We start from the raw sequence: 22801 nt of genomic DNA, 5'->3' as shown, positions 1-22801 counted from the left end.
CTGAAAAGGCCCGCCAAATGGCGGGCCTTTGTGTTTTTCAGCGGTCCAGCAGGGCTTAGCCCAGCTTTTCGGTCAGCGCCGGGACGGCTTCGAACAGGTCGGCAACCAGGCCGAAGTCCGCAACCTGGAAGATCGGTGCTTCTTCGTCCTTGTTGATCGCCACGATGACCTTGGAGTCTTTCATGCCGGCCAGGTGCTGAATGGCGCCGGAGATGCCGACAGCGATATACAGGTCCGGGGCAACAACCTTGCCGGTCTGGCCAACCTGCCAGTCGTTCGGGGCATAGCCCGAGTCGACCGCGGCGCGGGATGCGCCCACTGCCGCGCCCAGCTTGTCGGCCAGGTTTTCGATCAGTTTGAAGTCTTCCTCGGAGCCAACGCCACGGCCGCCGGAGACAACGATCCCGGCCGAGGTCAGCTCGGGACGGTCGCTTTCGGCAACCTTGTCTTCGACCCACTCGGACAGGCCCGGGTTTTCAGCGGCAGAGATGGTTTCCACGGATGCGGAACCGCCTTCGCCGGCCGCGTCGAAGGACGCGGTGCGGAAGGAGACGACTTTCTTGGCGTCGTTCGACTTCACGGTCTGGATCGCGTTGCCGGCGTAGATCGGGCGCTCGAAGGTGTTGCCGTCGACAACGCCGGACACATCCGAGATCACCATCACGTCCAGCAGGGCCGCGACGCGCGGCAGCACGTTCTTGGCGTCGGTGGTGGCCGGCGCAACGATGTGCTCATAGTCGGAGGCCAGGCCGGCGATCAGGGCCGCGGTCGGCTCCGCCAGGCGGTGGCCCAGCGACGCATCTTCGGCAACCAGGACCTTGGCAACGCCTGCGATCTTGGCGGCTTCTTCGCCAGCCGCAGCAGCAGAGGCGCCAGCGGCCAGAACGGTCACGTCGCCCAGTTTGGAGGCTGCGGCAACGGCTTTGGCGGTTGCGTCCAGCGCCAGCGCGCCGTCGGTCACTTCAGCAAGGAGAAGAACAGCCATTACACAGCCCCCGCTTCTTTGAGTTTCTCAACCAGTTCGTCGACGGAACCAACCACGATGCCTGCGGCGCGTGCCGGCGGCTCTTTGGTTTCGACGATTTCCAGGCGCGGCGTGACGTCGACGCCGTAGTCGGCGGCGGTTTTCTCGTCCAGCGGCTTTTTCTTCGCCTTCATGATGTTCGGCAGCGACGCATAGCGCGGCTCGTTCAGGCGCAGGTCCACGGTGATGATGGCGGGCATCTTCACGGAAATGGTCTGCAGGCCGCCGTCGACCTCGCGGGTGACCTTGGCGGTCTCGCCCTCGATGTCCAGCTCAGAGGCAAAGGTGCCCTGGGACCAGCCCAACAGCGCCGACAGCATCTGGCCGGTGGCGTTCATGTCGTTGTCGATCGCCTGCTTGCCGCAGAGCACGATGCCGGGCTGCTCTTCCTCGACCACTTTGGCCAGGATCTTGGCAACCGCCAGCGGCTCAATGTCGGTGTGCACGTCGTCGGCAGCAACCACCAGGATGGCGCGGTCCGCACCCATCGCCAGCGCGGTGCGCAGGGTTTCCTGGGCCTGCTTCACGCCGATCGAAACCGCAACAACCTCGTCAGCCTTGCCGGCTTCCTTCAGGCGGATGGCTTCTTCAACGGCGATTTCGTCGAAGGGGTTCATCGACATTTTGACGTTGGCGAGATCGACACCGCTGCCGTCCGCTTTGACGCGGACTTTCACGTTGTAGTCAATCACGCGTTTGACAGGCACAAGTACCTTCATTTTGCGTTCTCTCCTTAACAAACGGCAAGCCGCCCCAGGGCGACTCCCCCTCTATGCTCTCGCAGCGTTGATACCGGCTGGTGTGCGCCTGCAACAGGGCAAAATCGTCACGTTAGCGCACGCCGACGTCGCGTATGCTCATTTGGAACATCATTTTTGCAAGAATGTTTCCGCTAGGAAATCCGCCTGCCGCAACGGCAAGGCACCGCGGTAGCGCATGACGCGTTTGGCACCGGATTCGCCAGAATCCGGCGCCAAAGGGCGAATCAGGGAGGGATCCGGCCGGGGCAGGGGCCCTCAGCGGTTGGCGCCGGGAACCCACAGAACGTCGTCCTTGCCGCCGTTGTTGGCCACGCGGGCCGCGACAAAGAACCAGTCGCTGAGACGGTTCAGGTATTTCACCGCAGCCGGGTTCACGTCCTCTGCGGTGCTCAGGTCGGTGGCCAGCCGTTCGGCCCGGCGCGCCACGGTGCGGCAGACATGCAGATGCGCCGCCAGTTTGGACCCGCCCGGCAGGATAAAGCTGCGCAGCGCCTCCAGATCCTTGTTCATCACGTCGATCTCGGCCTCCAGCCGCTCGACCTGCGCCACCGCAACCCGCAGCGGCGGGTATTCGGCATCCGCGTCCTTTTCCATCTCCGGGCGGCACAGATCGGCGCCCAGGTCGAACAGATCGTTCTGAATGCGCGCCAGCGCCGCGTCCATCTCGCCGTCCGCCTCCAGCCGGGCCACCCCGACAAAGGAGTTCAGCTCATCCGAGGTGCCATAGGCGTTGACGCGGGCCGAATGCTTGGCCACGCGTTCGCCGTTGCCCAGGGCGGTTTCGCCCTTGTCGCCGGTGCGGGTGTAGATTTTGTTCAGAACGACCATTGCCAATTATCCTCCCTGGCTGCGCAGGTAGACGTAGGACAGCAAGAGCACCACTGCAATGAATTGAAACAGGATGCGCAAACGCATCATCTTGTTCGCATTGCGGCGGTTGAACGCGCCGCCCTTGCCAAAGCCGCCAATGCCGATGACCAGCGCCACAACCACAGCCGCCACGGCTGCCAGTGCCAGATAATACAGCGGATCGCTCATTCTGTCCCCCAAAGCGTATCAATTCTGTTGGCCCCATCTACCCCGCGCAAAGGCCGAAGGCGACCGCGAATCCGCTATCCGAGCCGCACCAGGATGCGGTCAATTGCCCTTGTGCTGAGGATTCGGCGCAGGACCCCGGCAATATGTGTCGGCGTGGTGACATAGTAGCGCGGCCGCGGGCGGCGGGCTTCGCAGGCATGCGCCAGCTTGGCGGTCACGGCAGAGGCCGGCAGCTCAAACCGGTCCGGGCCGCTGCTCTCATACAGCCGCTTCAGCAGCCGCGTTTCGTAAAGCTCGCGCAGCGGCGAGGATTTCCAGTCGATGAACCGCTCGAAATACGGGATCGACTTTTCCCGGATCTTCGACGTCACCGGTCCCGGCTCTATCAGCACCATGTGGATGCCGGAGCCCTGCAGCTCGACCCGCAGTGTATCGGTCAGCCCCTCCAGCGCATATTTCGTTGCCACGTAGGCGCCGCGCCAGGGAAAGGAGACAAAACCCAGGATCGAGGAATTCTGCACGATCCGCCCGTGCCCCTGTTTCCGCATCACCGGAATCACCTGCCGGGTCAGCTCATGCCAGCCAAAGAAGTTGGCCTCGAAAATCGTGCGCAGCGCATCGGTGGGCAGATCCTCCACCGCGCCGGGCAATCCGTGGGCGCCATTGTTGAACAGCGCATCCAGGGTTCCGCCGGTGGCCGCCAGCACCTCTGCCAGGCCGGAGTCGATGCTGGCCGGGTCGGTGTAGTCAATGCGCGGGCTTTCAAATCCTTCGGCCCGCATCCTGTCGCAATCGCGCTGCTGCCGGCAGGAGGCAAACACCCGCCAGCCGCGTTCCCGCATTCCGCGCGCTGCATCCAGGCCAATCCCCGAGGAGCAGCCCGTGATCAGGATGGTTTTCTTCATCAAAGCGCCCTTTGCCCGGAGTCCTCCGGTGCACTTATGGGCGTTTCTTGCTCACCAGGGAAGCGGCAATCCAGCCGACAATGCCCTTCTTCGGCGCGCGCAAATGCAGCCAGCCGGTGCCGCTGTCCTCGATCACGATGACCTCGTCGCCAGCCAAGAGCCGGGTCAGCACCGGATAGCTGGTGCCGGGCCCCTGCCGCATATTCACCCGCGACGCGCGGATTCTGCGGCGGTCGATGACCGGTTCCGGTGCAGGCTCTGCCGCCGCGGCAGAAACCACAGCAGTTTGTGCGGCAGGCGTGGCCGTGATTGCGGCCAGGCCGCCATCCAGGGACGCCAGCTGCAGCGTGCCGCCGCCGGATCCGGCGGAGAACGCGGCTTGGGTCGACGCCAGAACGCCTGAGGCACTGGCCAGCTGCGCGGCTGCCACGCGCTGCCGCAGCGCCGGATCAGCTTTGGGCCGCCGGGGCGTTGCCGCCTGCGACCGCCGCGTCAGAACAGGCTGGGCCGTCAGCGAGGCGGCAGTGATTCTAACAGGTTCCGGCGCGCTGGTGCCGGTTTTGGCAGCCGCGACCGGTTCGGGCCGCTGAGGCGGTTCAAAATCCGACCCGCCGCTCAGCTCATAAAATCCCCATCCAAGAAAGGCGAAGGACAACATAACAAATCGCGACATAACCCGGTCCCCCCAGACCATAAATAAACAGGCAAATCCAATGACCCGCAAAAGGCCGCTGCCCTGATTGCAAGAGTTGGGAAAGTAACGCGCGGCGCGGCTGCCTGGTTCCAATTTATCTAGAGCAAGTTACCGGCGAGGAAACAGGGGAGATACTGCGGTCTTCTCCCCGGCGCCCTGCAACCGGCCGGCGAAGCTGTGCGAATTTCGCGCGCGCCCGCTTTACCAATTCCGGCAGCCCAAGTATCACGATTCCATGACCGACCTGGTAGAAGACCCCGACATGCCCTCCGCCCCCGAACACGGCGAAATCCTGGAGCCGCTGCGCCGCGCCATTGGCGAGCGTTATCTGACCTATGCGCTCAGCACCATCATGCACCGGGCGCTGCCCGATGCCCGCGATGGCCTGAAACCGGTGCACAGGCGAATCCTTTACGCGATGAACCGCCTGCGGCTCAGTTCGACCGGCGGCTTCCTGAAGTCGGCCAAGATTTCCGGCGACACCATGGGCGACTTCCACCCCCACGGCGACGCCGCGATCTATGACGCGATGGCGCGCCTGGCACAGGACTTCAACGTCCGTTACCCGCTGGTCGATGGCCAGGGCAACTTCGGCAACATCGACGGCGACAACCCGGCGGCGTCGCGCTACACCGAGGCGCGGATGACCTTCGTGGCCGAGGCGATGCTGGACGGCCTGAATGAAAACGCGGTCGATTTCCGCGATAACTACGACGGGCGCCTGACGGAACCGGCGGTGCTGCCTGCGACCTTCCCGAATATTCTGGCAAACGGTGCGGCCGGCATTGCGGTGGGTATGGCCACCAATATCCCGCCGCACAACATTGCCGAGCTGATCGACGCCTGTATCCACCTGATCAAGACCCCGGATGCCCGCGACGACACCCTGCTGAACTATGTGCCGGGTCCCGATTTCCCGACCGGCGGCATCATCGTCGAACCCAAGGAAAACATCGCCAAGGCCTACAGCACCGGCCGAGGCTCCTTCCGCCTGCGCTGCAAGCATGAGGTCGAGGATCTGGGCCGCGGCCAGTGGCAGATCGTCGTCACCGAGATCCCCTATCAGGTCCAGAAGTCCAAGCTGATCGAGAAGATCGCCGAGCTGATCCAGACCAAGAAGGTGCCGATCCTCGCCGACGTGCGTGACGAATCGGCGGACGACATCCGCATCATCCTGGAACCCAAGTCCAAGAACGTGGACCCCGAGGTTCTGATGAACATGATGTTCCGCAACTCGGACCTGGAAATCCGCTTCAGCCTCAACATGAACGTGCTGATCGACGGTGTGACCCCCAAGGTCTGCTCGATGAAGGAGGTGCTGCGCGCCTTCCTCGACCACCGCCGCGACGTGCTGCAGCGCCGCTCGCGCCACCGGATGGAAAAGATCGACCACCGGCTGGAGGTGCTCGAAGGCTTCATCATCGCTTTCCTGAACCTCGACCGGGTGATCGACATCATCCGCTATGACGAGGACCCCAAGGCCGCTCTGATCCGCGAGGACTGGAGCAAGGACCACCCGCGCGCCTTCACCGAGGCGGAGTACATCACCCCGGCGCAAGGCGTTGGCGAGCTGACAGAGGTGCAGGCCGAGGCGATCCTCAACATGCGCCTGCGGTCCTTGCGCAAGCTGGAAGAGATCGAACTGACCCGCGAGCGCGACGCCCTGCGCGAGGAGCGCGCCGGGCTGGTAGAACTGCTGGCCTCCGAGGACCTCCAGTGGTCCCGCATTTCCGAACAGCTGAAAGAGACGAAGAAGCAGTTCGGCAAGGAATATGCAGGCGGCGCCCGCCGCACCCGCTTTGCCGAGGCCGGCGAGGTCGAGGAGGTGCCGCTGGAGGCGATGATCGACCGCGAGCCGATCACCGTGGTTTGCTCCCAGATGGGCTGGATCCGCGCCATGACCGGCCACATCGACCTGAACCGCGAGCTGAAGTTCAAGGACGGCGACGGCCCGCGCTTCGTCTTCCATGCGGAAACCACCGACCGGCTGCTGGTGTTCGGCTCCAACGGCCGTTTCTACACGCTGTCGGCGGCAAATCTGCCCGGCGGCCGCGGCATGGGCGAACCGGTGCGGCTGATGGTCGACCTGCCCAACGAGGTGGAGATCGTCGACCTGCTGATCCACAACCCGGAGGGCAGGCTGCTGGTCGCCTCCGATGCGGGCAACGGCTTTATCTGCTCCGAAAAGGACATCGTCGCCCAGACCCGCAGCGGCAAGCAGGTGCTGAACGTCAAGGACGACGAACGCGCCAAGATCTGTATCCCGGTCGAAGGCGATCACGTTGCCGTGGTTTCCGAAAACGGCAAATTCCTTGTCTTCTCGGTCGAGGAGATGCCCGAGCTGACCCGCGGCAAGGGCGTGCGCCTGCAGAAATACAACATGGCCCGCGGCAAGCAGGGCTCGCTGGAACTGGACGGCGGCCTTTCCGACATCACCACCTTCAACTGGGACGACGGGCTCAAATGGGAGATGGGCGGCGGCAAGACCCGCCACGCGGCCGACCTCAGCGAATGGCTGGGCAAGCGCGCCAGCGTCGGCAAACGCCCGCCGCACGGCTTCCCGCGGAGCTACAAGTTCAAATAGGCGGCTGATTTTCCCCAGCCCTGTGCCCCCCGCGCCACCCGCGCGGGGGGTTCCTGTTTCCGGCTCTTTACCCGCTGCGCCGCGCAAGGCTATCAGGACAGGGCCAAATACCTGCAGAGGACCCCTCATGATCCGCATTTCTGCCCTGTGTGCCGCCCTGGCGCTGCTAACCGCCTGCGGTGAAACCCGCCTGGACGAAGCACCCGAGGATCTGGGGGCGTTCCAGGCCCGGGTGACCCATGTCTACACCGAAAAGGCGCTGCAATGGCCGCTGTCGCGCGACGCGGAGCACAGCGAATGGACCGCCCCGATCGAGAATGCGCTGAACACCCGGCTGCGCCGCTACAGCGGCGGGCAGGAATACGATGTGGCGGTGACGCTCGAAGGGTTCATGCTGGCCCCGCCCGGCGTGCCGGTGCTGTTCTCGCCCAAAAGCGCGGTAGTGGTGAATGTGTTTGTCTATGACGTGGCAAACAAGAAATTCCTCGCCAAGAAGCACCAGATGGAAATCTTCGAAAGCACCACCGGCGAAAGCGCGCTGCTTGGGTCGGGCCACGCCCGCACCAAGCAGCAGCAGATCCAGGGGCTGGCGGTCAATATCGCCGACAAGGTCGAAGAATGGATGGCCGAAAACCACAAGGAGCAGGACTGGTTCGCACCGCGCCCTGCAGCGGGATCCGCAGGCGCGGCAGCACCGGATGCGGCGGAGCCGGCACCGGCCGGCTGAGCCCGGCGATTTCCGCTTCTGTCAAGCAGGAACGGGTTGATTTTTCCGCGCAAACCAAATAACCCGCCCGCGCAGAGGAAACCGGGTCAACGCTGACCCCTCATTTCAAAAGGCGCCCAAGGCATGGCTAAGGAAAAGTTTGAACGTAATAAACCGCACGTCAACATCGGCACCGTCGGCCACGTTGACCACGGCAAAACCACGCTGACCGCAGCGATCACCAAGTACTTCGGCGACTTCAAAGCCTACGACCAGATCGACGGCGCGCCGGAAGAAAAAGCCCGCGGCATCACCATCTCCACCGCGCACGTGGAATATGAAACTGACGCGCGCCACTACGCGCACGTCGACTGCCCCGGCCACGCCGACTACGTCAAGAACATGATCACCGGCGCGGCGCAGATGGACGGCGCGATCCTGGTTGTGAACGCTGCTGACGGCCCGATGCCGCAGACCCGCGAGCACATCCTGCTGGCGCGCCAGGTCGGCGTTCCGGCCCTGGTTGTCTTCATGAACAAAGTTGACCAGGTCGACGACGAAGAGCTGCTGGAGCTGGTGGAAATGGAAATCCGCGAGCTGCTGTCCTCCTACGAGTTCCCGGGCGACGATATTCCGATCATCGCAGGCTCCGCGCTGGCGGCGATGGAAGGCCGTGATCCGGAAATCGGCGAAGAGAAGATCAAAGAGCTGATGGCGGCCGTGGACGAATACATCCCGACCCCGGAGCGCGCGGTTGACCAGCCGTTCCTGATGCCGATCGAAGACGTGTTCTCGATCTCCGGCCGCGGCACCGTTGTGACCGGCCGTGTGGAGCGCGGTGTGATCAACGTTGGCGACGAAATCGAAATCGTCGGCATCAACGACACCAAGAAGACCACCTGCACCGGCGTGGAAATGTTCCGCAAGCTGCTGGACCGCGGTGAAGCAGGCGACAACATCGGCGCCCTGCTGCGCGGTGTGGACCGTGACGGTGTTGAGCGCGGCCAGGTGCTGTGCAAGCCGGGTTCCGTGACCCCGCACACCAAGTTCGAAGCCGAAGCCTACATCCTGACCAAGGAAGAAGGCGGCCGCCACACCCCGTTCTTCGCGAACTACCGTCCGCAGTTCTACTTCCGCACCACCGACGTGACCGGCACCGTGACCCTGCCGGAAGGCACCGAGATGGTGATGCCGGGCGACAACCTGAAGTTCGCGGTTGAGCTGATCGCGCCGATCGCGATGGAAGACGGCCTGCGCTTCGCCATCCGCGAAGGCGGCCGCACCGTCGGCGCCGGCGTCGTGTCGAAGATCATCGAGTGATTTTGGACCAGTGGGCGGCTGGCGGTTTTTTCGCTAGAAATTTGCCGGAAGCCCACTCGGTTCTGATCTAATAGAGGGCCTCCTTCGGGAGGCCCTTTTTCTTGTCAAAGGCAATTTGCGTGAGGGAGGGTTTCTTGGAGATGTCGAGAGAAAGTGTCGAAGTTGGACCAGTATTCTTGGAAGTTGCTTCGGAGGCTTTGCAGAGGTTTCCTAACACTGTTGGGCAATGCATTTCACTGTGCGCATATCTGTCGACGCAATTGTCAGAACGAAATGTCCCTCATTCCATTGTACTAGGTTCTTTAAATTGCTTGGGCGTAAAGACGTTTAAGTACACGCGTTCATTTCCACGTAGACCTTCGGGTCCGATTGAATGGGACGGCCATGCTTGGCTTGAGTTCCCCGGAGACCTAATCGGCGACCCTTCATTGACAAGAACTGCTAGGGTTCAAGCGCAACACAGTAACTTAAGACTGCACCTTGACAGACTTGGGTTGTTACAGAGGGGCGGGTTCTTGTTGGGAAGGCGCGAGTTGGCAGACAGCGGGCTTAAGTACATAGCCAAAAAAGAATTGAAAAAGTTCGACCTCAATGCGCTAGTTCGTGGCCTCGAGTTCCTTAATGAAGGTTAAGGAGAAGTCGCCTGTTCTATGTAGTAAGCCGAGCTTCGCCGAGTAACAGTCTACCCGCGTTAACTTCCCCTCAACCTTCCCAAACAAACCCCAAACGCACCGCTCTCCCCAAACGCAACCGTTTCGCGGCGAAACCCCTTGCCACATGGGGCCGCAGGGCGTATAGGGCGCAAGTTCGCTGATGCGAATTGGGGCGGGATGATTCCCGCCTTTTGGGTTCGATGAGGGATTGCGGTGAGCGCAGGCCCTCCTCTCAACCTCAACGCCTAGAATAAGGCTATACGATGCAAAGCCAAAACATCCGTATCCGGCTGAAGGCATTTGACTACCGCGTGCTGGATTCCAGCACCCAGGAAATCGTCAACACTGCCAAGCGGACCGGCGCCCAAGTGCGCGGCCCGATCCCGCTGCCGAACAAGATTGAGAAGTTCACCGTTCTGCGTGGCCCTCACATCGACAAGAAATCCCGCGACCAGTTCGAGATCCGCACTCACAAGCGTCTTCTCGACATCGTCGACCCGACTCCGCAGACCGTGGACGCGCTGATGAAGCTCGACCTGGCCGCCGGCGTTGACGTCGAAATCAAGCTGCAGTCGTAAGATCGGAGGGTATTAGATATGCGTTCCGGTATTATCGCAAAGAAAGTCGGCATGACCCGGCTGTTCATGGAAGACGGCAAGCAGATTCCTGTGACCGTTCTGTCGCTGGACGGCCTGCAGGTTGTTGCACAGCGCACCGAGGAAAAAGACGGCTACACCGCCGTTCAGCTGGGTGCTGGCTCCGCCAAGGCAAAGCGTACTTCGCAAGCCATGCGCGGTGTCTTCGCAGCTGCCAAGGTTGAACCCAAGCGCAAGCTGGTCGAATTCCGCGTGCCCGCGGACGGCCTGATCGAAGTCGGTGCCGAAATCTCGGCCGAACACTTCCTGGCTGGCCAGAAAGTGGACGTGACCGGCACCTCGATCGGTAAAGGTTTCGCCGGTGCCATGAAGCGGCACAACTTCGGCGGCCTGCGCGCCTCGCACGGTGTGTCGATCTCGCACCGTTCGCACGGTTCGACCGGTCAGTGTCAGGACCCGGGCAAGGTCTTCAAAGGCAAGAAGATGGCCGGCCACATGGGCGCAGCCCGCGTGACCACCCAGAACCTGGAAGTGGTGAAAACCGACGCCGAGCGCGGCCTGGTCTTCATCAAGGGCGCCGTTCCGGGCCCGAAATCCGGCTGGGTTACCGTCAAGGATGCCGTGAAGAAGAAAGCCCCCGAGGGTCTGCCTTTCCCGGCCGCTCTGAAAACTGCGGAAGCTTCCGCGGAAGGTGGTGAAGCATGAAACTTGACGTGATCAAACTCGACGGCGGCAAGGCTGGCGACATCGAGCTGTCCGAAGACCTGTTCGGCCTGGAGCCGCGTGCGGACATCCTGCACCGTGTGGTCCGCTGGCAGCGCAACAATGCGCAGCAGGGCACCCACAAGGTGAAGACCCGCTCCGAGACCTCCTACTCGACCAAGAAGATCTACCGCCAGAAGGGCACCGGCGGCGCACGCCACGGTGACCGCAACGCGCCGATCTTCCGCAAGGGCGGCATCTACAAGGGCCCCGTTGTCCGGTCGCACGGCCACGAGCTGACCAAGAAGTTCCGCAAGCTGGGCCTGCGCCACGCGCTGTCCGCCAAAGCCAAAGCGGGCGAGCTGGTCATCATCGAGGACGCTGCTGCCGAAGGCAAGACCGCAGCTCTGGCCAAGCAGGTGAAAAACCTGGGCTGGAAGCGCGCGCTGATCATCGACGGCGCATCGGTCAACGAAGGCTTCCTGCAAGCGTCGCGCAACATCGAAGGTCTGGACATCCTGCCGACCATCGGTGCCAACGTCTATGACATCCTGAAGCGTGACACCCTGGTGATCACCAAGGCGGGTGTCGAAGCACTGGAGGCTCGTCTGAAATGAGCGTGAAGGCAGAACACTACGACGTGATCCGCAAGCCGATCATCACCGAGAAATCCACCATGGCGTCCGAAAACGGCGCGGTGGTGTTCGAAGTGGCAATCGACTCCAACAAGCCGCAGATCAAGGAAGCTGTCGAGGCGCTCTTTGGTGTGAAGGTGAAAGCGGTCAACACCACAGTCACCAAGGGTAAGGTGAAGCGTTTCCGCGGCCAGATCGGCCGCCGCAAGGACGTGAAAAAAGCCTATGTGACCCTGGAAGAAGGCAACACCATCGACGTGTCCACCGGACTCTGAGATCCCGTGTCTTTGAGAAGATTGAGAGGCCCTCGCGGAAGCGGGGGCCTTTTTCGTTTTTTTGGGGGGGAGTCTAACCCTGGCGCGGTATCAATCCCGCGGGCCGCTACGCCAGCGCCGTCCCGCACTTCCACTTGTCCCTTGCATTGAACCTCATAGGGTCACATAGTTTAAGTTGAGTTCTCGTCTTGGATGAATGTGGCTAAGTGTTATGGTTAGCGTCTCTTGCACGTCACTTTTTATGTTGAGCTTTCTTTGCGTCTCGACCGCCGCGGCCCAAGACATAGGTCTGTCAGTCCAGAACGATGGCTATTTATCTCTCACAAGAGTTGAAACCAATGCGCCAGGTTTTTCGGAGTATGTTGGGCATGTTACGACTTATGATCCCCAGAAGGGTTTTTTTCATTTTCCGGTTAATGGAAAAATCGACCGAAGTAATCGAACGTTGAGTGTAGTTACTGAGGATCACGATCTGCCTAAGGATTTTTCGTCTGCATACAATTTGCGCAAGCTTGACAGTAATAGCGCTTGGCAGAAAGCTGACTTTTGCCAAAATTGCTATGATAGCTTGATTGGGACCACGCTAAAGGCAGATCAGGACGCAGTAGAGCTGTTGAACTATTACGGGAGAAATAGGGACGAGCGTGGAATGCGGTTTCAGGACTATGTTGGCGCTATGGAGATCAACAGTCATCTTTGCAGAATCGGATTTTTGGAATTGTGCCAAGAGAGTTCTGAGGTTGGTATCGTTATGGAGCAGTCGCTTGTACCAGCCGCAAAGCTGGTAGCTCGTTCTCAGAACGCGGAGACTTCTGTTGCAACCTTTTCCACTAGTCAATTTGATGGCGCGATGCTTGTTACTTCTCCGTCGGTCCTGAAAGCTGTCGCGGAAGCTGTTGGGCCTTCTCTGCGGGATGGGACCTTAGATTTCTCTTCCTGGAAGGTCGTCAGCAGATCACCTGCTTATCGCCCTATCAACTTCCACAATCTTCAACTGGAAATGAATGAGCAAGACAATTTTTTCGGAGAAATCTTAAAAAATCCTGAAGACGTAAAGAACATAAACTCGAGGATGAAAACTTTCTTTGGGGTGCTTGCAGGTCCTGACGAGCTTTGTAAGTACAGTTATTATGGCGGTAGACCTACGTGGGATTGTTTTCTTCATAGTGATGATATGAAGTTTGGCCGTTATCCAGTTTGGCTGAGGGTTTTTTGCTTTATTAGCATATCCGATAGAGGTGGGCGCTTGATTGCAGATCTGACATTCTCGTTCACAAGAAAGTTTGATCGTAAATCCTCTGGCCCGGCGTATGAGAAGTTTTCGCCGATTAAACACGGTGATGGAACAGAGCGAGAGCTCGCGGTAAGGGCAACTGAGTATGTGGCGCAAACTTTAGAAGAGCATTTTGGATTCAAGGCGATGGTGAGGAGGTGACTATGTTTCCCCGTGGACTAATTGCAATGACTTTTGGGTTTATACTTTTGGGCGGGCATGCAATTTGTTATTTTGTTATTACGTCTAATGACTCCGTCAGCCCTTCTTCTAAAAGTGATGTTGTTGCAATTTTCATTCCCTTGACTGTTGCCGCCTTGACAAGCGCGGCTCTGTACGCAGTGAAGCATGCAGACATAAAACTCTCAGAAACCGCTAGGGCGAACGTTTTCTTTGCGGTCTTTGCGATAGTGGTGCCTCTGATGTTCTTCTACATCTTGGTTGATGGGCTTTGGAAGTTGGATGGCGATCAAAGCGTCGATGACTTCAAGAGGTATGTAGTTGCAGCGGAGGCTGTCTTCGGCGGGGTTTTCACTATCATGTCCGAGGCGGTGTTCGGGAAACCTCGCGAGGGCACACGGTAAGTTTACTCCATTATTTTGACTGTAGGCTGGAAGAGAGCGCGTGGCGGATTAAGTGGATGTTCATATGTAGTCGCTAATAATGTATGCGTCTCAGCGAAGGGCTTCGCAGTTGGAAGGTGACATGGAAACGTATCTCTTCGAAAACCCCATGGTAGTCAGTCTTTTTGCAATGTCCGCTTTTGCAGCGGTAGGATACGTCGTGTATTTCTTAATTTCCCTAAATCGCTCGAGCTAAGAGCCGCAATCCGGAAAAAGTTTCATACCTGCCGCTGGGCCATTGCCACCCCCCCCCGACTCTGCTAAACGCCATCCATCCTGCAGACCCCGGATTCGTTCCGGGGTCGTTACGTTTGTCAGGATGTTCGAACCTGGGGACCTTCGGGGCCCTATAACTCAGGCACCTACGGGGGCCTTAAACATAGCGGGTCCAAAGACAAGAACCTAAGGGCCTGCACGCTAAACGGAAGACAGAAAGCATGGCACTCAAGTCGTATAAGCCGACGACGCCGGGCCAGCGTGGGCTGGTTCTGATCGACCGTTCGGAGCTTTGGAAAGGGCGTCCGGTCAAATCCCTCACTGAGGGTCTGACCAAATCGGGCGGCCGGAACAACACCGGACGGATCACTGCACGCCGCCGTGGCGGCGGCGCAAAGCGCCTCTACCGGATCGTTGACTTCAAACGGAACAAATTTGATGTTGCGGCCACCGTTGAGCGGATCGAATACGACCCGAACCGGACCGCATTCATCGCGCTGATCAAATACGAAGACGGCGAGCAAGCCTACATCCTGGCGCCGCAGCGTCTGGCTGTCGGCGACAAGGTCGTGGCGTCTGCAAAAGCCGACATCAAGCCGGGCAACGCAATGCCGTTCTCGGGCATGCCGATCGGTACCATCGTTCACAACATCGAAATGAAGCCCGGCAAAGGCGGCCAGATCGCCCGTGCAGCCGGTACTTACGCTCAGTTCGTTGGCCGTGACGGCGGTTACGCTCAGATCCGCCTGTCCTCGGGCGAACTGCGCCTGGTGCGTCAGGAATGCATGGCCACCGTCGGTGCCGTGTCGAACCCGGACAACTCGAACCAGAACTTCGGTAAAGCCGGCCGTATGCGCCACAAGGGCAAGCGTCCCTCCGTGCGTGGTGTCGTCATGAACCCGATCGACCACCCCCACGGCGGTGGTGAAGGCCGGACCTCCGGTGGCCGCCACCCGGTGACCCCCTGGGGCAAACCGACCAAGGGCAAACGGACCCGCAACAAAAACAAGGCGTCGCAGAAGCTCATCGTCCGCTCGCGCCACGCCAAGAAGAAAGGCCGCTAATCCATGGCACGTTCCGTATGGAAAGGCCCCTTCGTTGATGCTTACGTCCTGAAAAAGGCCGAAGCAGCGCGTGAATCGGGCCGCAATGAAGTGATCAAGATCTGGTCGCGCCGTTCCACCATCTTGCCGCAGTTCGTCGGCCTGACCTTTGGTGTCTACAACGGCAAAAAGCACATCCCAGTCAACGTCTCGGAAGACATGATCGGTCAGAAGTTCGGTGAGTACTCGCCGACCCGCACCTATTATGGCCATGCCGCAGACAAAAAAGCGAAGCGGAAGTAAGTCATGGGCAAGGAAAAGAACCCCCGCCGCGTGGCAGACAACGAAGCAATGGCAAAACTGCGCATGCTCCGTACCTCCCCGCAGAAACTGAACCTGGTGGCTCAGATGATCCGCGGCAAGAAAGTCGAGAAGGCGCTGACCGACCTGACTTTCTCCAACAAGCGGATTGCGCAGGACGTGAAGAAATGCCTTCAGTCCGCGATTGCGAACGCTGAGAACAACCACAACCTGGACGTCGATGAACTGATCGTCGCCGAGGCATGGGTTGGCAAGAACCTGACCATGAAGCGCGGCCGTCCGCGGGCTCGTGGCCGGTTCGGCAAAATCCTGAAGCCGTTCGCGGAGATCACCATCAAGGTGCGTCAAGTTGAGGAGCAAGCCTAATGGGTCAGAAAGTCAATCCGATCGGCATGCGCCTGCAGGTGAACCGCACCTGGGACAGCCGCTGGTACGCCGACACCAAAGACTATGGTGATCTGCTGCTCGAGGACATCAAAATCCGCGAGTTCATCAAGGAAGAGTGCAAGCAGGCTGGCATTGCGCGCGTGATCATCGAACGCCCGCACAAGAAATGCCGCGTGACCATTCACACCGCCCGTCCGGGCGTCATCATCGGCAAGAAAGGCGCGGACATCGAAGTCCTGCGCAAGAAAATTGCCAAGATGACCGACTCCGAGCTGCACCTCAACATCGTTGAAGTGCGCAAGCCGGAACTGGATGCTCAGCTGGTTGGCGAGTCCATCGCCCAGCAGCTGGAGCGCCGTGTGTCCTTCCGCCGTGCCATGAAACGGGCCGTGCAGAACGCCATGCGCATGGGCGCCCTGGGTATCCGGGTGAACGTCGCTGGCCGTCTGGGCGGTGCGGAAATCGCGCGTACCGAATGGTACCGTGAAGGCCGCGTGCCGCTGCACACCCTGCGTGCCGACATCGATTACGCACACTCCGAAGCGATGACCCCCTACGGGATCATCGGGATCAAGGTCTGGATCTTCAAAGGCGAGATCATGGAGCACGATCCTTCGGCGCGTGACCGTAAAGCACAAGAAATCCAGGACGGCCCTGCACCCCGTGGTGCCGGTGGCGGCCGTCGCTAAGGAGGATTTGAGATGCTTCAGCCAAAGCGCACTAAATTCCGCAAGATGCATAAGGGCCGGATCCACGGCCTGGCAAAAGGCGGCTCCGACCTGAACTTCGGCACCTATGGCCTGAAGGCAACCACCCCTGAGCGTGTGACTGCACGCCAGATCGAGGCTGCCCGCCGTGCCATGACCCGCCACATGAAGCGTCAGGGCCGTGTTTGGATCCGTATCTTCCCGGACACTCCGGTGACCTCGAAGCCGACCGAAGTCCGTATGGGTAAAGGTAAAGGTTCCGTGGACTACTGGGCAGCCAAGGTTAAGCCTGGCCGCGTGATGTTTGAGATCGACGGCGTCAGCGATGAAGTCGCCCGCGAGGCCCTGCGCCTGGCGGCGATGAAGCTGCCGGTCAAGACCCGCGTCGTGGTCCGCGAAGACTGGTAAGTTTCACGACTGCCATGAAATGAAAGCCCCCGCCGGGAGACCGGCGGGGGTTTTTCTGTTGAGTCAGCTGTATCAGCCAAGGGGCGGCCAAGCCTGCCGCGCGGGTTTGGCTGCTCCACTCCCCACTTGCCGTTGAGCCTCGCCTGATGCACACTTGCTGGCGGGGAGGGATGTCTGTTTCACCGCGGGCCGATTGGCAAGCGGGCCAGCGCGGTGCCATGCTTTGGGAGGAGTGTGTCATGACATCCAAGACCGCAGGGTCCACACCGCCGGACAAACTGAAACCGCCGCCGCAGTTTGTGCCTGAGGTCAATAAGGTGACCGCGGGCGATATCGCCGCGTCGCTGAAGGCCGGGGTGTCCGACTTCCGCGCGCACCCTTTCATGAGCGGATTCTTCGGCCTGTTCTATGCGGTTTTCGGGATCCTGTTTGTCTGGTGCCTGGTCTGGCTCGGCGCGATCTGGATGATCATTCCCGCCGCTGTGGGCTTTCCGCTGGTCGCGCCATTCGCCGCCGCCGGGCTGTATGAAATGTCCCGCCGGCTGCAAAAGGGAGAGCGCTTCGGCTGGTCCGATATCCTCACCGTGGTGGCCGATCAGCGTAAGCGCGAACTGGGCTGGATGGCTTTTGTCACCCTGTTCATTTTCTGGGTGTGGATTTACCAGATCCGGCTTTGGCTGGCGATCATCCTCAAGGATGCGTCCTTCTCGGATTTTGACGGTTTTCTGAGCACCGTATTCTTCACGCCGCAGGGCTGGACCTTCCTTGCAATTGGCACCTGTGTAGGCGCCTTTTTGTCGGTTGTTCTGTTCTCGTTGACCGTCATCGCCATGCCGATGCTGATGGACCGGGAAACCAATTTCGTGTCCGCGATGCTGACGTCCCTTCGCGTTGTCTCGGAAAGCCCGGTGGTCATGCTCGCCTGGGCGGCGATCATCTCGGCGGCTATGCTGGTGTCGCTGGTTCCGGCGTTTCTGGGCCTGATCTTCACCTTGCCGGTCCTTGGCCACACCACATGGCATCTTTATCAGCGGGCCGTGCCGCCGGTGCAGGGGGGATCTGTCCAGCCATCACCTTGACACCTGCGTGCGTTCTTCGTCCGCAGGGAAGCGACGCGCAATCCTCAGGCGGTTGCGGGGCAAGCCCGCGGGCGTAGCGGATTGAGCAATGGCGGCAACGAAATCACCGGCGGCACGGGGCGAGCCGTTATGGGGCCGGACGGGGAGGCAACCCGGTCTGTTTGCGGACTGCGGCCGAGGCCGTGGTCAGCTCCGCCCCGGGATTGCCTGCCAGCCCCTTGCGCGGGCCCCTATGCCGCTTGCGCGACGGTAGCCTGCACCGGGGCCGCAGGCGCAGCCGCCGCGGGCTCCAGCCGGAAGCCGGAGATCGCCCTGGTCAGGTTGCCCGCCTCGTCGCGCAGCATCTGGCCGGCTGCTGCGGTTTCCTCCAGCATGGCGGCGCTGCGCTGGGAATCCTTGTCCAGCGCCTCAATCGCCACATTCACCTCGGAAATGCCGTTCGCCTGTTCGGTTGCGTTTTCGGCGATTTCGTTCACCTTTTCCGCGGCCTGGGTGACCGTCTGATGGATTGCGGCCAGCGCCTCGCCGGCCTCATCGACCAGCTCCACGCCGCCAGTGACTTCGCTCTGGCTGCTGTTGATCAGCGTGCTGATCTCATTGGCCGCCTCGGAAGAGCGCTGCGCCAGCGCCCGCACTTCTGAGGCGACAACCGCAAATCCGCGCCCGGCTTCGCCCGCGCGCGCGGCCTCCACCCCGGCGTTCAGCGCCAGCAGGTTGGTCTGGAATGCCACATCGTCGATCAGGCCGGTGATTTTGGAGATCGCGTCCGAGGAGTCCTTGATCCGCTGCATGGCAGAGACGGTTTTTTCCGCGACCTCGCGGGTGGCTTCCGCCTTGGTCTGGGCGTCGTTGACGAACTGCCGGGCGTCCTGGGCGCTGGCGGCGGTGTCGTGGACCGTGTCGCGGACCGTTTGCAGCGCCGCTGCGGTTTGCTCCAGCGCCGCGGCGGAGGATTCGCCGCGCTGCGAGGCATCGGCGACCGCCGCGGCGATCTCCTGCGAGGTGTCGTTCAGCATTTTTCCGCTGCCTGCCAGTTGCTGGACCACTGTTTCAAGACTGCCGGCCAGGTTGTCGATGGCCCCGGCGATATCCTTGAATACGCCCTTTTGCCCTGCGGGCATCCGCTGTGTCAGATCGCCCTCGGCGATTGCGTCCAGCACCTTCAGCACATCGCCCAGGCCCTTCTCGGCCACTTCGCCGATTGTGTTCACGCCCTGGCCCAGGCCGCTGTCCCGGCTGTCATCGCCGCCGGTTGCGATGCGGCGCGAGAAATCGCCCTCTCCGCAGGCCGCGATGACTTCGGTGACTTCCCTGGTCAGCTGCTGCTTGGCGGCCTCCGCCTCGCGGAACGCGCCGACCGCACTGGCAATTGCGGCAGTCTCGCGGATTCCGGTTTTCGGGATGGCCGGGCTGAAGTCGTTCTGCATCATCTTTTTCAGCACGGTGTCGGTCTGCTTAAGCGGCCGGGCAATGCTGCGGGCCAGAAGCAGGGCCACCGCCACGAACAGGATAGAGCCGCCGATGCCCGCCCGAAGCGCGTTGGTCTGAGCCCCGGCGCTGACTGCCTCGCCTTGGGCCCAGACCTGCGCAAGCAGGGCGCGCACCTCGTCATGGACCGCGGCCAGCAGCGGCTCGGCGCCGGCATAATGGCCGGACACCTGCTTGCGTAGCTGCTGTTCCTTCAGCGACTCTTCCACATAGGCGGCAAAGGACTTCTGGTAGGCCTCCATCAGTCCCAGGATCTCCTTCTGCCGGGCGGTGCTGCCGTAAAAGCTGTCCGGGAAAGCGCGGAACTCCTCCACCCGTGCGTTCAGCCGGTCCAGGTATTTCGGCGCCTTACGCATGATAAAGTCCTTCTCATGCCGCCGCATCATCAGCATTTTCACTTGCATGACCGGCTGATCCAGGGATTTCAGGGTGGCTTCGGCATTCTTGACCGCCGTGCGCAACTGCCCCTCCAGGCCGCTGTTTTCATCCAGGCCCAGCCGCTTGTTGCTGCTGGCAAGGGCGGCAAAGCTTGCCTCATAGGCGTCAATCGCGGCGCCGATTTCCTTGAGCTGCGGGCCTGTGCCGGACAGTTCCGCCACCTCCGGCATCCGGCGGACGAGAGAGCCGTAGGTCGCCTGTATCCGGGTCATGGTTGCGGCGTGGCGGGACAGGTATTTGTCATCGCGGCGCAGCAGGAAATCCTTTTCGGCGCGCCGGGCCATCAGGAACTCAAGCTCGATTTTATCGAGGCCAAGGTAGATCTCCTCGATTTCGGCAACGCGCCGCTGCATGTCGTCGCGCACGCCGTGCGAATACAGAAGAAGGCTGATCAGGGCGGCCATCAGACCCCCGGCCAGAACAATGATGGAAAGAATTGCCGTGCTGACGGTGAGTTTTGCTTTCATGTGACCTGGACCATTTCACTGAGACATCTAGTTGGTGTTGTTTTGGTCCAAAATGGACAGCATTCGTTAAATCAGCGTGAGCTTACCGAGGGTAAATTGAACTATTCCAACATGCTGGCGGCGCTGCACGCCAGGGGCGAAACCGGTTGCCGCCCCGCCGCAGGCTCTCGCGCTTGGCTGCGGACTGCGGTAAGACGCAGCCATGGCCCAGATTGAATCGCTCTTTGTGACCCGCCTCTACCGCGCGCAGCTGTCCGAATTCGGACCCAAGGTTGATGCGCAGGAACTGGAAAACTCCTGCCTTGTCATCGCCGGCGATGATGATGCCGGGCAGGATTGGTGCGAGGAGAACGGTTACCCGGGCTATACCTCCTATGCCTCCCTGACCGATCTGCCATGGCGGTTCCCGATCTTTGCCGATCTGGTGAAATCGCTGGACAGCCATGTCGCGGCTTTTGCCAAGGATCTGGAGTTTGATCTGGACGGGCGCGAGCTGAAGCTGGAGGACCTGTGGATCAACATCCTGCCCGAGGGCGGCACCCACTCCAGCCACCTGCATCCGCATTCGGTGATTTCCGGCACCACCTATGTGTCGATGCCGGACGGTGCCTCCGCGCTCAAGCTGGAGGATCCGCGCTCTGCCCGGATGATGGCGGCGCCAACCCGCACCAAGGACGCACGGCGCGAGCTGCAGCCGTTCATCTACATGAAGCCGGACGTTGGCGATGTGCTGCTGTGGGAAAGCTGGCTGCGCCACGAAGTGCCTATGAACATGGCCGAGGACGAGCGGATCTCGGTCAGCTTCAATTACAAGTGGGAGTGAGCCCGCGCGCCGCGCCCGCTAAGGGCGTTTGTCTGACACAAACCGACTGGAACCCCTAATGCATCCCAAGATTCGAAGCGCGCTTCATGCAATCGGCCTCCACGTAAGCAGTGCGTCCAAGTACAAGGCCCTGCAGAACCAGCTGGAGGAAAGCCGCCGCAAGGCGGCTGAGGGGGACGCCTTCCGGGATTTCCTGCTCGCCAATCTCAACGGCGCCAGCGCCGGTTGGCAGTCCCAGGCAAGCCAGGACGTATTCGCTCTGGTCGCCAATGGCTTCAAGCGGGGCGGGTATTTCGTCGAGTTCGGGGCCACCAACGGCAAATCCATCAGCAACACCTATGTGCTGGAAAAGGAGTTCGGCTGGACCGGCATCGTGGCCGAGCCCGCAAAGTGCTGGCACGAGGACCTGCGCCGCAACCGCTCCTGCGAGGTTGAGTTCGATTGCGTCTGGAAGGAAACCGGGGCGGAGCTGGAATTCAAGGAGACCGGCGCGGCGGAGCTGTCGACGATCTCGGATTTCAGCGAAGCGGACCTGCACTCAAGAAGCCGGCGCAAGGCGATAAGCTATCCGGTCAAAACCGTTTCGCTGCTGGATATGCTCGACCGGCACGGCGCCCCGCGGGAGATTGATTTCCTGTCGGTTGATACCGAGGGCAGCGAACTGGATATTCTGAAGGCGTTCGATTTCAGCAAATACCGGTTCAATGCCATTACGGTGGAGCACAATTACACCGAGCAGAGGGCGGAGATCAGGGCGCTGCTGGAGCAGAACGGCTACAGGAACGTCGCTGCCGGGGCGTCCGGCTATGACGACTGGTTCGTGCCTCAGGACAGCCCGGTCAAGGCCGGCTGACCGGCCAGGGCCGAGGCCGGCTGAGCCTGCAACCGGCACGCGGCGCCCGCCTGGCCGGGCAGGGGCGCCGGACTGCGCCGGCTGCCCTGGTGCGGCGGCCAATCTTTCCCTTGCCCCCGCACCCGGTCTCCATTATAGGGACCCATCGCTTGTCCCCAATCCGCGTTGGATCCGGGCCAAGTGATTCTTTTTTCCGCGCTTTCCGGCGCGGTTTGACATAACCCACCAGGTAAAAAGGTGACCCGTCAGGGGCCTTCTGGTGCTTTGGACAAGGAACAAAGGCGATGAACGCCAATGATCTGCGCGAGAAGACCGTGGATGAACTCCGCGATATGCTCGCATCCCTGAAAAAAGAGAGCTTCAACCTGCGCTTTCAGCAGGCGACCGGTCAGCTGGAAAACACTGCCGGCATCAAAGCGGCCCGCCGCAATGCTGCCAAAGTGAAGACCATCCTGAACGAAAAAGCTGCAGCAGCAGCCGAATAAGGAGCGACACAATGCCCAAACGTATCCTGCAAGGCGTTGTGACCAGCGACGCAAACGCCCAGACCGTCACCGTCTCGGTTGAACGCCGCTTCACGCACCCGGTTCTGAAGAAAACCATCCGTAAGTCCAAGAAGTACCGGGCTCACGATGAAAAGAACGCTTTCAAGGTCGGCGACACCGTACGCATCATCGAATGCGCGCCGAAATCGAAAACGAAACGCTGGGAAGTTCTGGAAGCCTAAGAGTCTCATCCGAGACTCCTGGCGACTGGGCTGAACAGCAAAGTCGAAACCCTGG

The 22801-nt window shown here is 60.8% G+C and carries 26 protein-coding genes; 19 read left to right on the top strand and 7 right to left on the bottom strand.

The features are described 5' to 3' along the window. Nucleotides 1-55 precede the first annotated feature (55 nt). The 6 genes from CAER_RS0111835 to CAER_RS0111810 form a co-directional block, all read right to left on the bottom strand. Nucleotides 56-985 (bottom strand): electron transfer flavoprotein subunit alpha/FixB family protein, encoded by a 930-nt coding sequence (locus CAER_RS0111835; protein WP_027235558.1) that lies wholly within the window; start codon nucleotides 983-985, stop codon nucleotides 56-58. Further along, nucleotides 985-1743 (bottom strand): electron transfer flavoprotein subunit beta/FixA family protein, encoded by a 759-nt coding sequence (locus CAER_RS0111830; protein WP_027235557.1) that lies wholly within the window; start codon nucleotides 1741-1743, stop codon nucleotides 985-987. The genes CAER_RS0111835 and CAER_RS0111830 overlap by 1 nt, the downstream gene beginning before the upstream one ends. Nucleotides 1744-2040: 297 nt before the next feature. After that, a complete protein-coding gene (locus CAER_RS0111825; RefSeq protein WP_027235556.1) occupies nucleotides 2041-2613 on the bottom strand; it encodes a cob(I)yrinic acid a,c-diamide adenosyltransferase in 573 nt (190 codons plus the stop codon). Between the two features lie 6 nt (nucleotides 2614-2619). Further along, on the bottom strand, nucleotides 2620-2823 hold the full coding sequence (locus CAER_RS0111820) for a twin transmembrane helix small protein (protein ID WP_027235555.1): 204 nt from the start codon (nucleotides 2821-2823) through the stop codon (nucleotides 2620-2622). A gap of 74 nt (nucleotides 2824-2897) precedes the next feature. Continuing rightward, nucleotides 2898-3728 (bottom strand): SDR family NAD(P)-dependent oxidoreductase, encoded by an 831-nt coding sequence (locus tag CAER_RS0111815; protein WP_027235554.1) that lies wholly within the window; start codon nucleotides 3726-3728, stop codon nucleotides 2898-2900. A 34-nt stretch (nucleotides 3729-3762) separates the two neighbouring features. Continuing rightward, nucleotides 3763-4401: an SH3 domain-containing protein gene (locus tag CAER_RS0111810; RefSeq protein WP_027235553.1), complete on the bottom strand. Its 639-nt coding sequence runs from the start codon at nucleotides 4399-4401 to the stop codon at nucleotides 3763-3765. Between the two features lie 256 nt (nucleotides 4402-4657). On the opposite strand from CAER_RS0111810, the gene parC reads away from it, so the two are divergent. From parC to CAER_RS0111735, 15 genes are all read left to right on the top strand, one after another. Next, complete coding sequence (parC, locus tag CAER_RS0111805; RefSeq protein ID WP_027235552.1) at nucleotides 4658-7006, top strand: DNA topoisomerase IV subunit A; 2349 nt, start codon at nucleotides 4658-4660, stop codon at nucleotides 7004-7006. Nucleotides 7007-7133: 127 nt separating this feature from the next. Beyond that, nucleotides 7134-7733, top strand: a complete 600-nt coding sequence (locus tag CAER_RS0111800) for a hypothetical protein (protein ID WP_027235551.1) — start codon at nucleotides 7134-7136, stop codon at nucleotides 7731-7733. 123 nt (nucleotides 7734-7856) lie between these two features. Next, on the top strand, nucleotides 7857-9032 hold the full coding sequence (tuf, locus tag CAER_RS0111795) for an elongation factor Tu (RefSeq protein WP_027235550.1): 1176 nt from the start codon (nucleotides 7857-7859) through the stop codon (nucleotides 9030-9032). Nucleotides 9033-9948: 916 nt separating this feature from the next. Beyond that, entirely contained in the window at nucleotides 9949-10263 is a 315-nt protein-coding gene (gene rpsJ, locus CAER_RS0111790; RefSeq protein WP_027235549.1) for a 30S ribosomal protein S10, read from the top strand. A gap of 18 nt (nucleotides 10264-10281) precedes the next feature. After that, nucleotides 10282-10986, top strand: a complete 705-nt coding sequence (rplC, locus tag CAER_RS0111785; RefSeq protein ID WP_027235548.1) for a 50S ribosomal protein L3 — start codon at nucleotides 10282-10284, stop codon at nucleotides 10984-10986. Next, nucleotides 10983-11600 (top strand): 50S ribosomal protein L4, encoded by a 618-nt coding sequence (gene rplD / locus CAER_RS0111780; protein ID WP_008553333.1) that lies wholly within the window; start codon nucleotides 10983-10985, stop codon nucleotides 11598-11600. Before rplC ends, rplD begins: the two co-directional genes overlap by 4 nt. Next, entirely contained in the window at nucleotides 11597-11893 is a 297-nt protein-coding gene (locus CAER_RS0111775; protein WP_027235547.1) for a 50S ribosomal protein L23, read from the top strand. Before rplD ends, CAER_RS0111775 begins: the two co-directional genes overlap by 4 nt. 241 nt (nucleotides 11894-12134) lie before the next feature. Then, nucleotides 12135-13328 (top strand): hypothetical protein, encoded by a 1194-nt coding sequence (locus CAER_RS0111770; protein WP_154667767.1) that lies wholly within the window; start codon nucleotides 12135-12137, stop codon nucleotides 13326-13328. Between the two features lie 2 nt (nucleotides 13329-13330). Continuing rightward, nucleotides 13331-13750 carry a hypothetical protein gene (locus CAER_RS0111765; RefSeq protein ID WP_036797272.1) on the top strand — a complete coding sequence of 140 codons (420 nt, stop codon included), beginning with the start codon at nucleotides 13331-13333 and terminating at the stop codon, nucleotides 13748-13750. Nucleotides 13751-14226: 476 nt separating this feature from the next. Further along, on the top strand, nucleotides 14227-15069 hold the full coding sequence (gene rplB / locus CAER_RS0111760; RefSeq protein ID WP_019297986.1) for a 50S ribosomal protein L2: 843 nt from the start codon (nucleotides 14227-14229) through the stop codon (nucleotides 15067-15069). Between the two features lie 3 nt (nucleotides 15070-15072). Continuing rightward, entirely contained in the window at nucleotides 15073-15351 is a 279-nt protein-coding gene (gene rpsS / locus CAER_RS0111755) for a 30S ribosomal protein S19 (RefSeq protein ID WP_024088539.1), read from the top strand. 3 nt (nucleotides 15352-15354) lie between these two features. After that, complete coding sequence (rplV, locus tag CAER_RS0111750; RefSeq protein WP_008557868.1) at nucleotides 15355-15735, top strand: 50S ribosomal protein L22; 381 nt, start codon at nucleotides 15355-15357, stop codon at nucleotides 15733-15735. Beyond that, entirely contained in the window at nucleotides 15735-16445 is a 711-nt protein-coding gene (rpsC, locus tag CAER_RS0111745) for a 30S ribosomal protein S3 (RefSeq protein ID WP_027235543.1), read from the top strand. The genes rplV and rpsC overlap by 1 nt, the downstream gene beginning before the upstream one ends. Before the next feature lie 12 nt (nucleotides 16446-16457). After that, on the top strand, nucleotides 16458-16871 hold the full coding sequence (gene rplP, locus CAER_RS0111740; protein WP_027235542.1) for a 50S ribosomal protein L16: 414 nt from the start codon (nucleotides 16458-16460) through the stop codon (nucleotides 16869-16871). 239 nt (nucleotides 16872-17110) lie between these two features. Beyond that, the gene (locus tag CAER_RS0111735; RefSeq protein ID WP_027235541.1) at nucleotides 17111-17950 is read left to right on the top strand and encodes a DUF2189 domain-containing protein; all 840 of its coding nucleotides are present in this window, start codon (nucleotides 17111-17113) and stop codon (nucleotides 17948-17950) included. 230 nt (nucleotides 17951-18180) lie between these two features. On the opposite strand, the gene CAER_RS0111730 is transcribed toward CAER_RS0111735, so the two are convergent. Continuing rightward, a complete protein-coding gene (locus tag CAER_RS0111730; protein ID WP_027235540.1) occupies nucleotides 18181-20343 on the bottom strand; it encodes a methyl-accepting chemotaxis protein in 2163 nt (720 codons plus the stop codon). Nucleotides 20344-20545: 202 nt separating this feature from the next. Here CAER_RS0111730 and CAER_RS0111725 point away from each other — a divergent pair, with 202 nt between their 5' ends. The 4 genes from CAER_RS0111725 (at nucleotide 20546) to rpsQ (ending at nucleotide 22746) form a co-directional block, all read left to right on the top strand. Beyond that, nucleotides 20546-21166 carry a 2OG-Fe(II) oxygenase family protein gene (locus tag CAER_RS0111725; RefSeq protein WP_027235539.1) on the top strand — a complete coding sequence of 207 codons (621 nt, stop codon included), beginning with the start codon at nucleotides 20546-20548 and terminating at the stop codon, nucleotides 21164-21166. 58 nt (nucleotides 21167-21224) lie between these two features. Further along, nucleotides 21225-22019 carry an FkbM family methyltransferase gene (locus CAER_RS27935; RefSeq protein ID WP_036797269.1) on the top strand — a complete coding sequence of 265 codons (795 nt, stop codon included), beginning with the start codon at nucleotides 21225-21227 and terminating at the stop codon, nucleotides 22017-22019. A gap of 284 nt (nucleotides 22020-22303) precedes the next feature. Further along, complete coding sequence (rpmC, locus tag CAER_RS0111715; protein ID WP_008554543.1) at nucleotides 22304-22504, top strand: 50S ribosomal protein L29; 201 nt, start codon at nucleotides 22304-22306, stop codon at nucleotides 22502-22504. An 11-nt stretch (nucleotides 22505-22515) separates the two neighbouring features. Beyond that, entirely contained in the window at nucleotides 22516-22746 is a 231-nt protein-coding gene (gene rpsQ / locus CAER_RS0111710) for a 30S ribosomal protein S17 (RefSeq protein WP_008555996.1), read from the top strand. The last annotated feature ends 55 nt before the right edge of the window (nucleotides 22747-22801 follow it).

The sequence above is a fragment of the Leisingera caerulea DSM 24564 genome, from assembly GCF_000473325.1.
Taxonomy (GTDB): Bacteria; Pseudomonadota; Alphaproteobacteria; order Rhodobacterales; family Rhodobacteraceae; genus Leisingera; species Leisingera caerulea.
The sequence above is the reverse complement of the archived record's forward strand: the minus strand, read 5'-3'. Positions and strand labels throughout refer to the sequence as shown.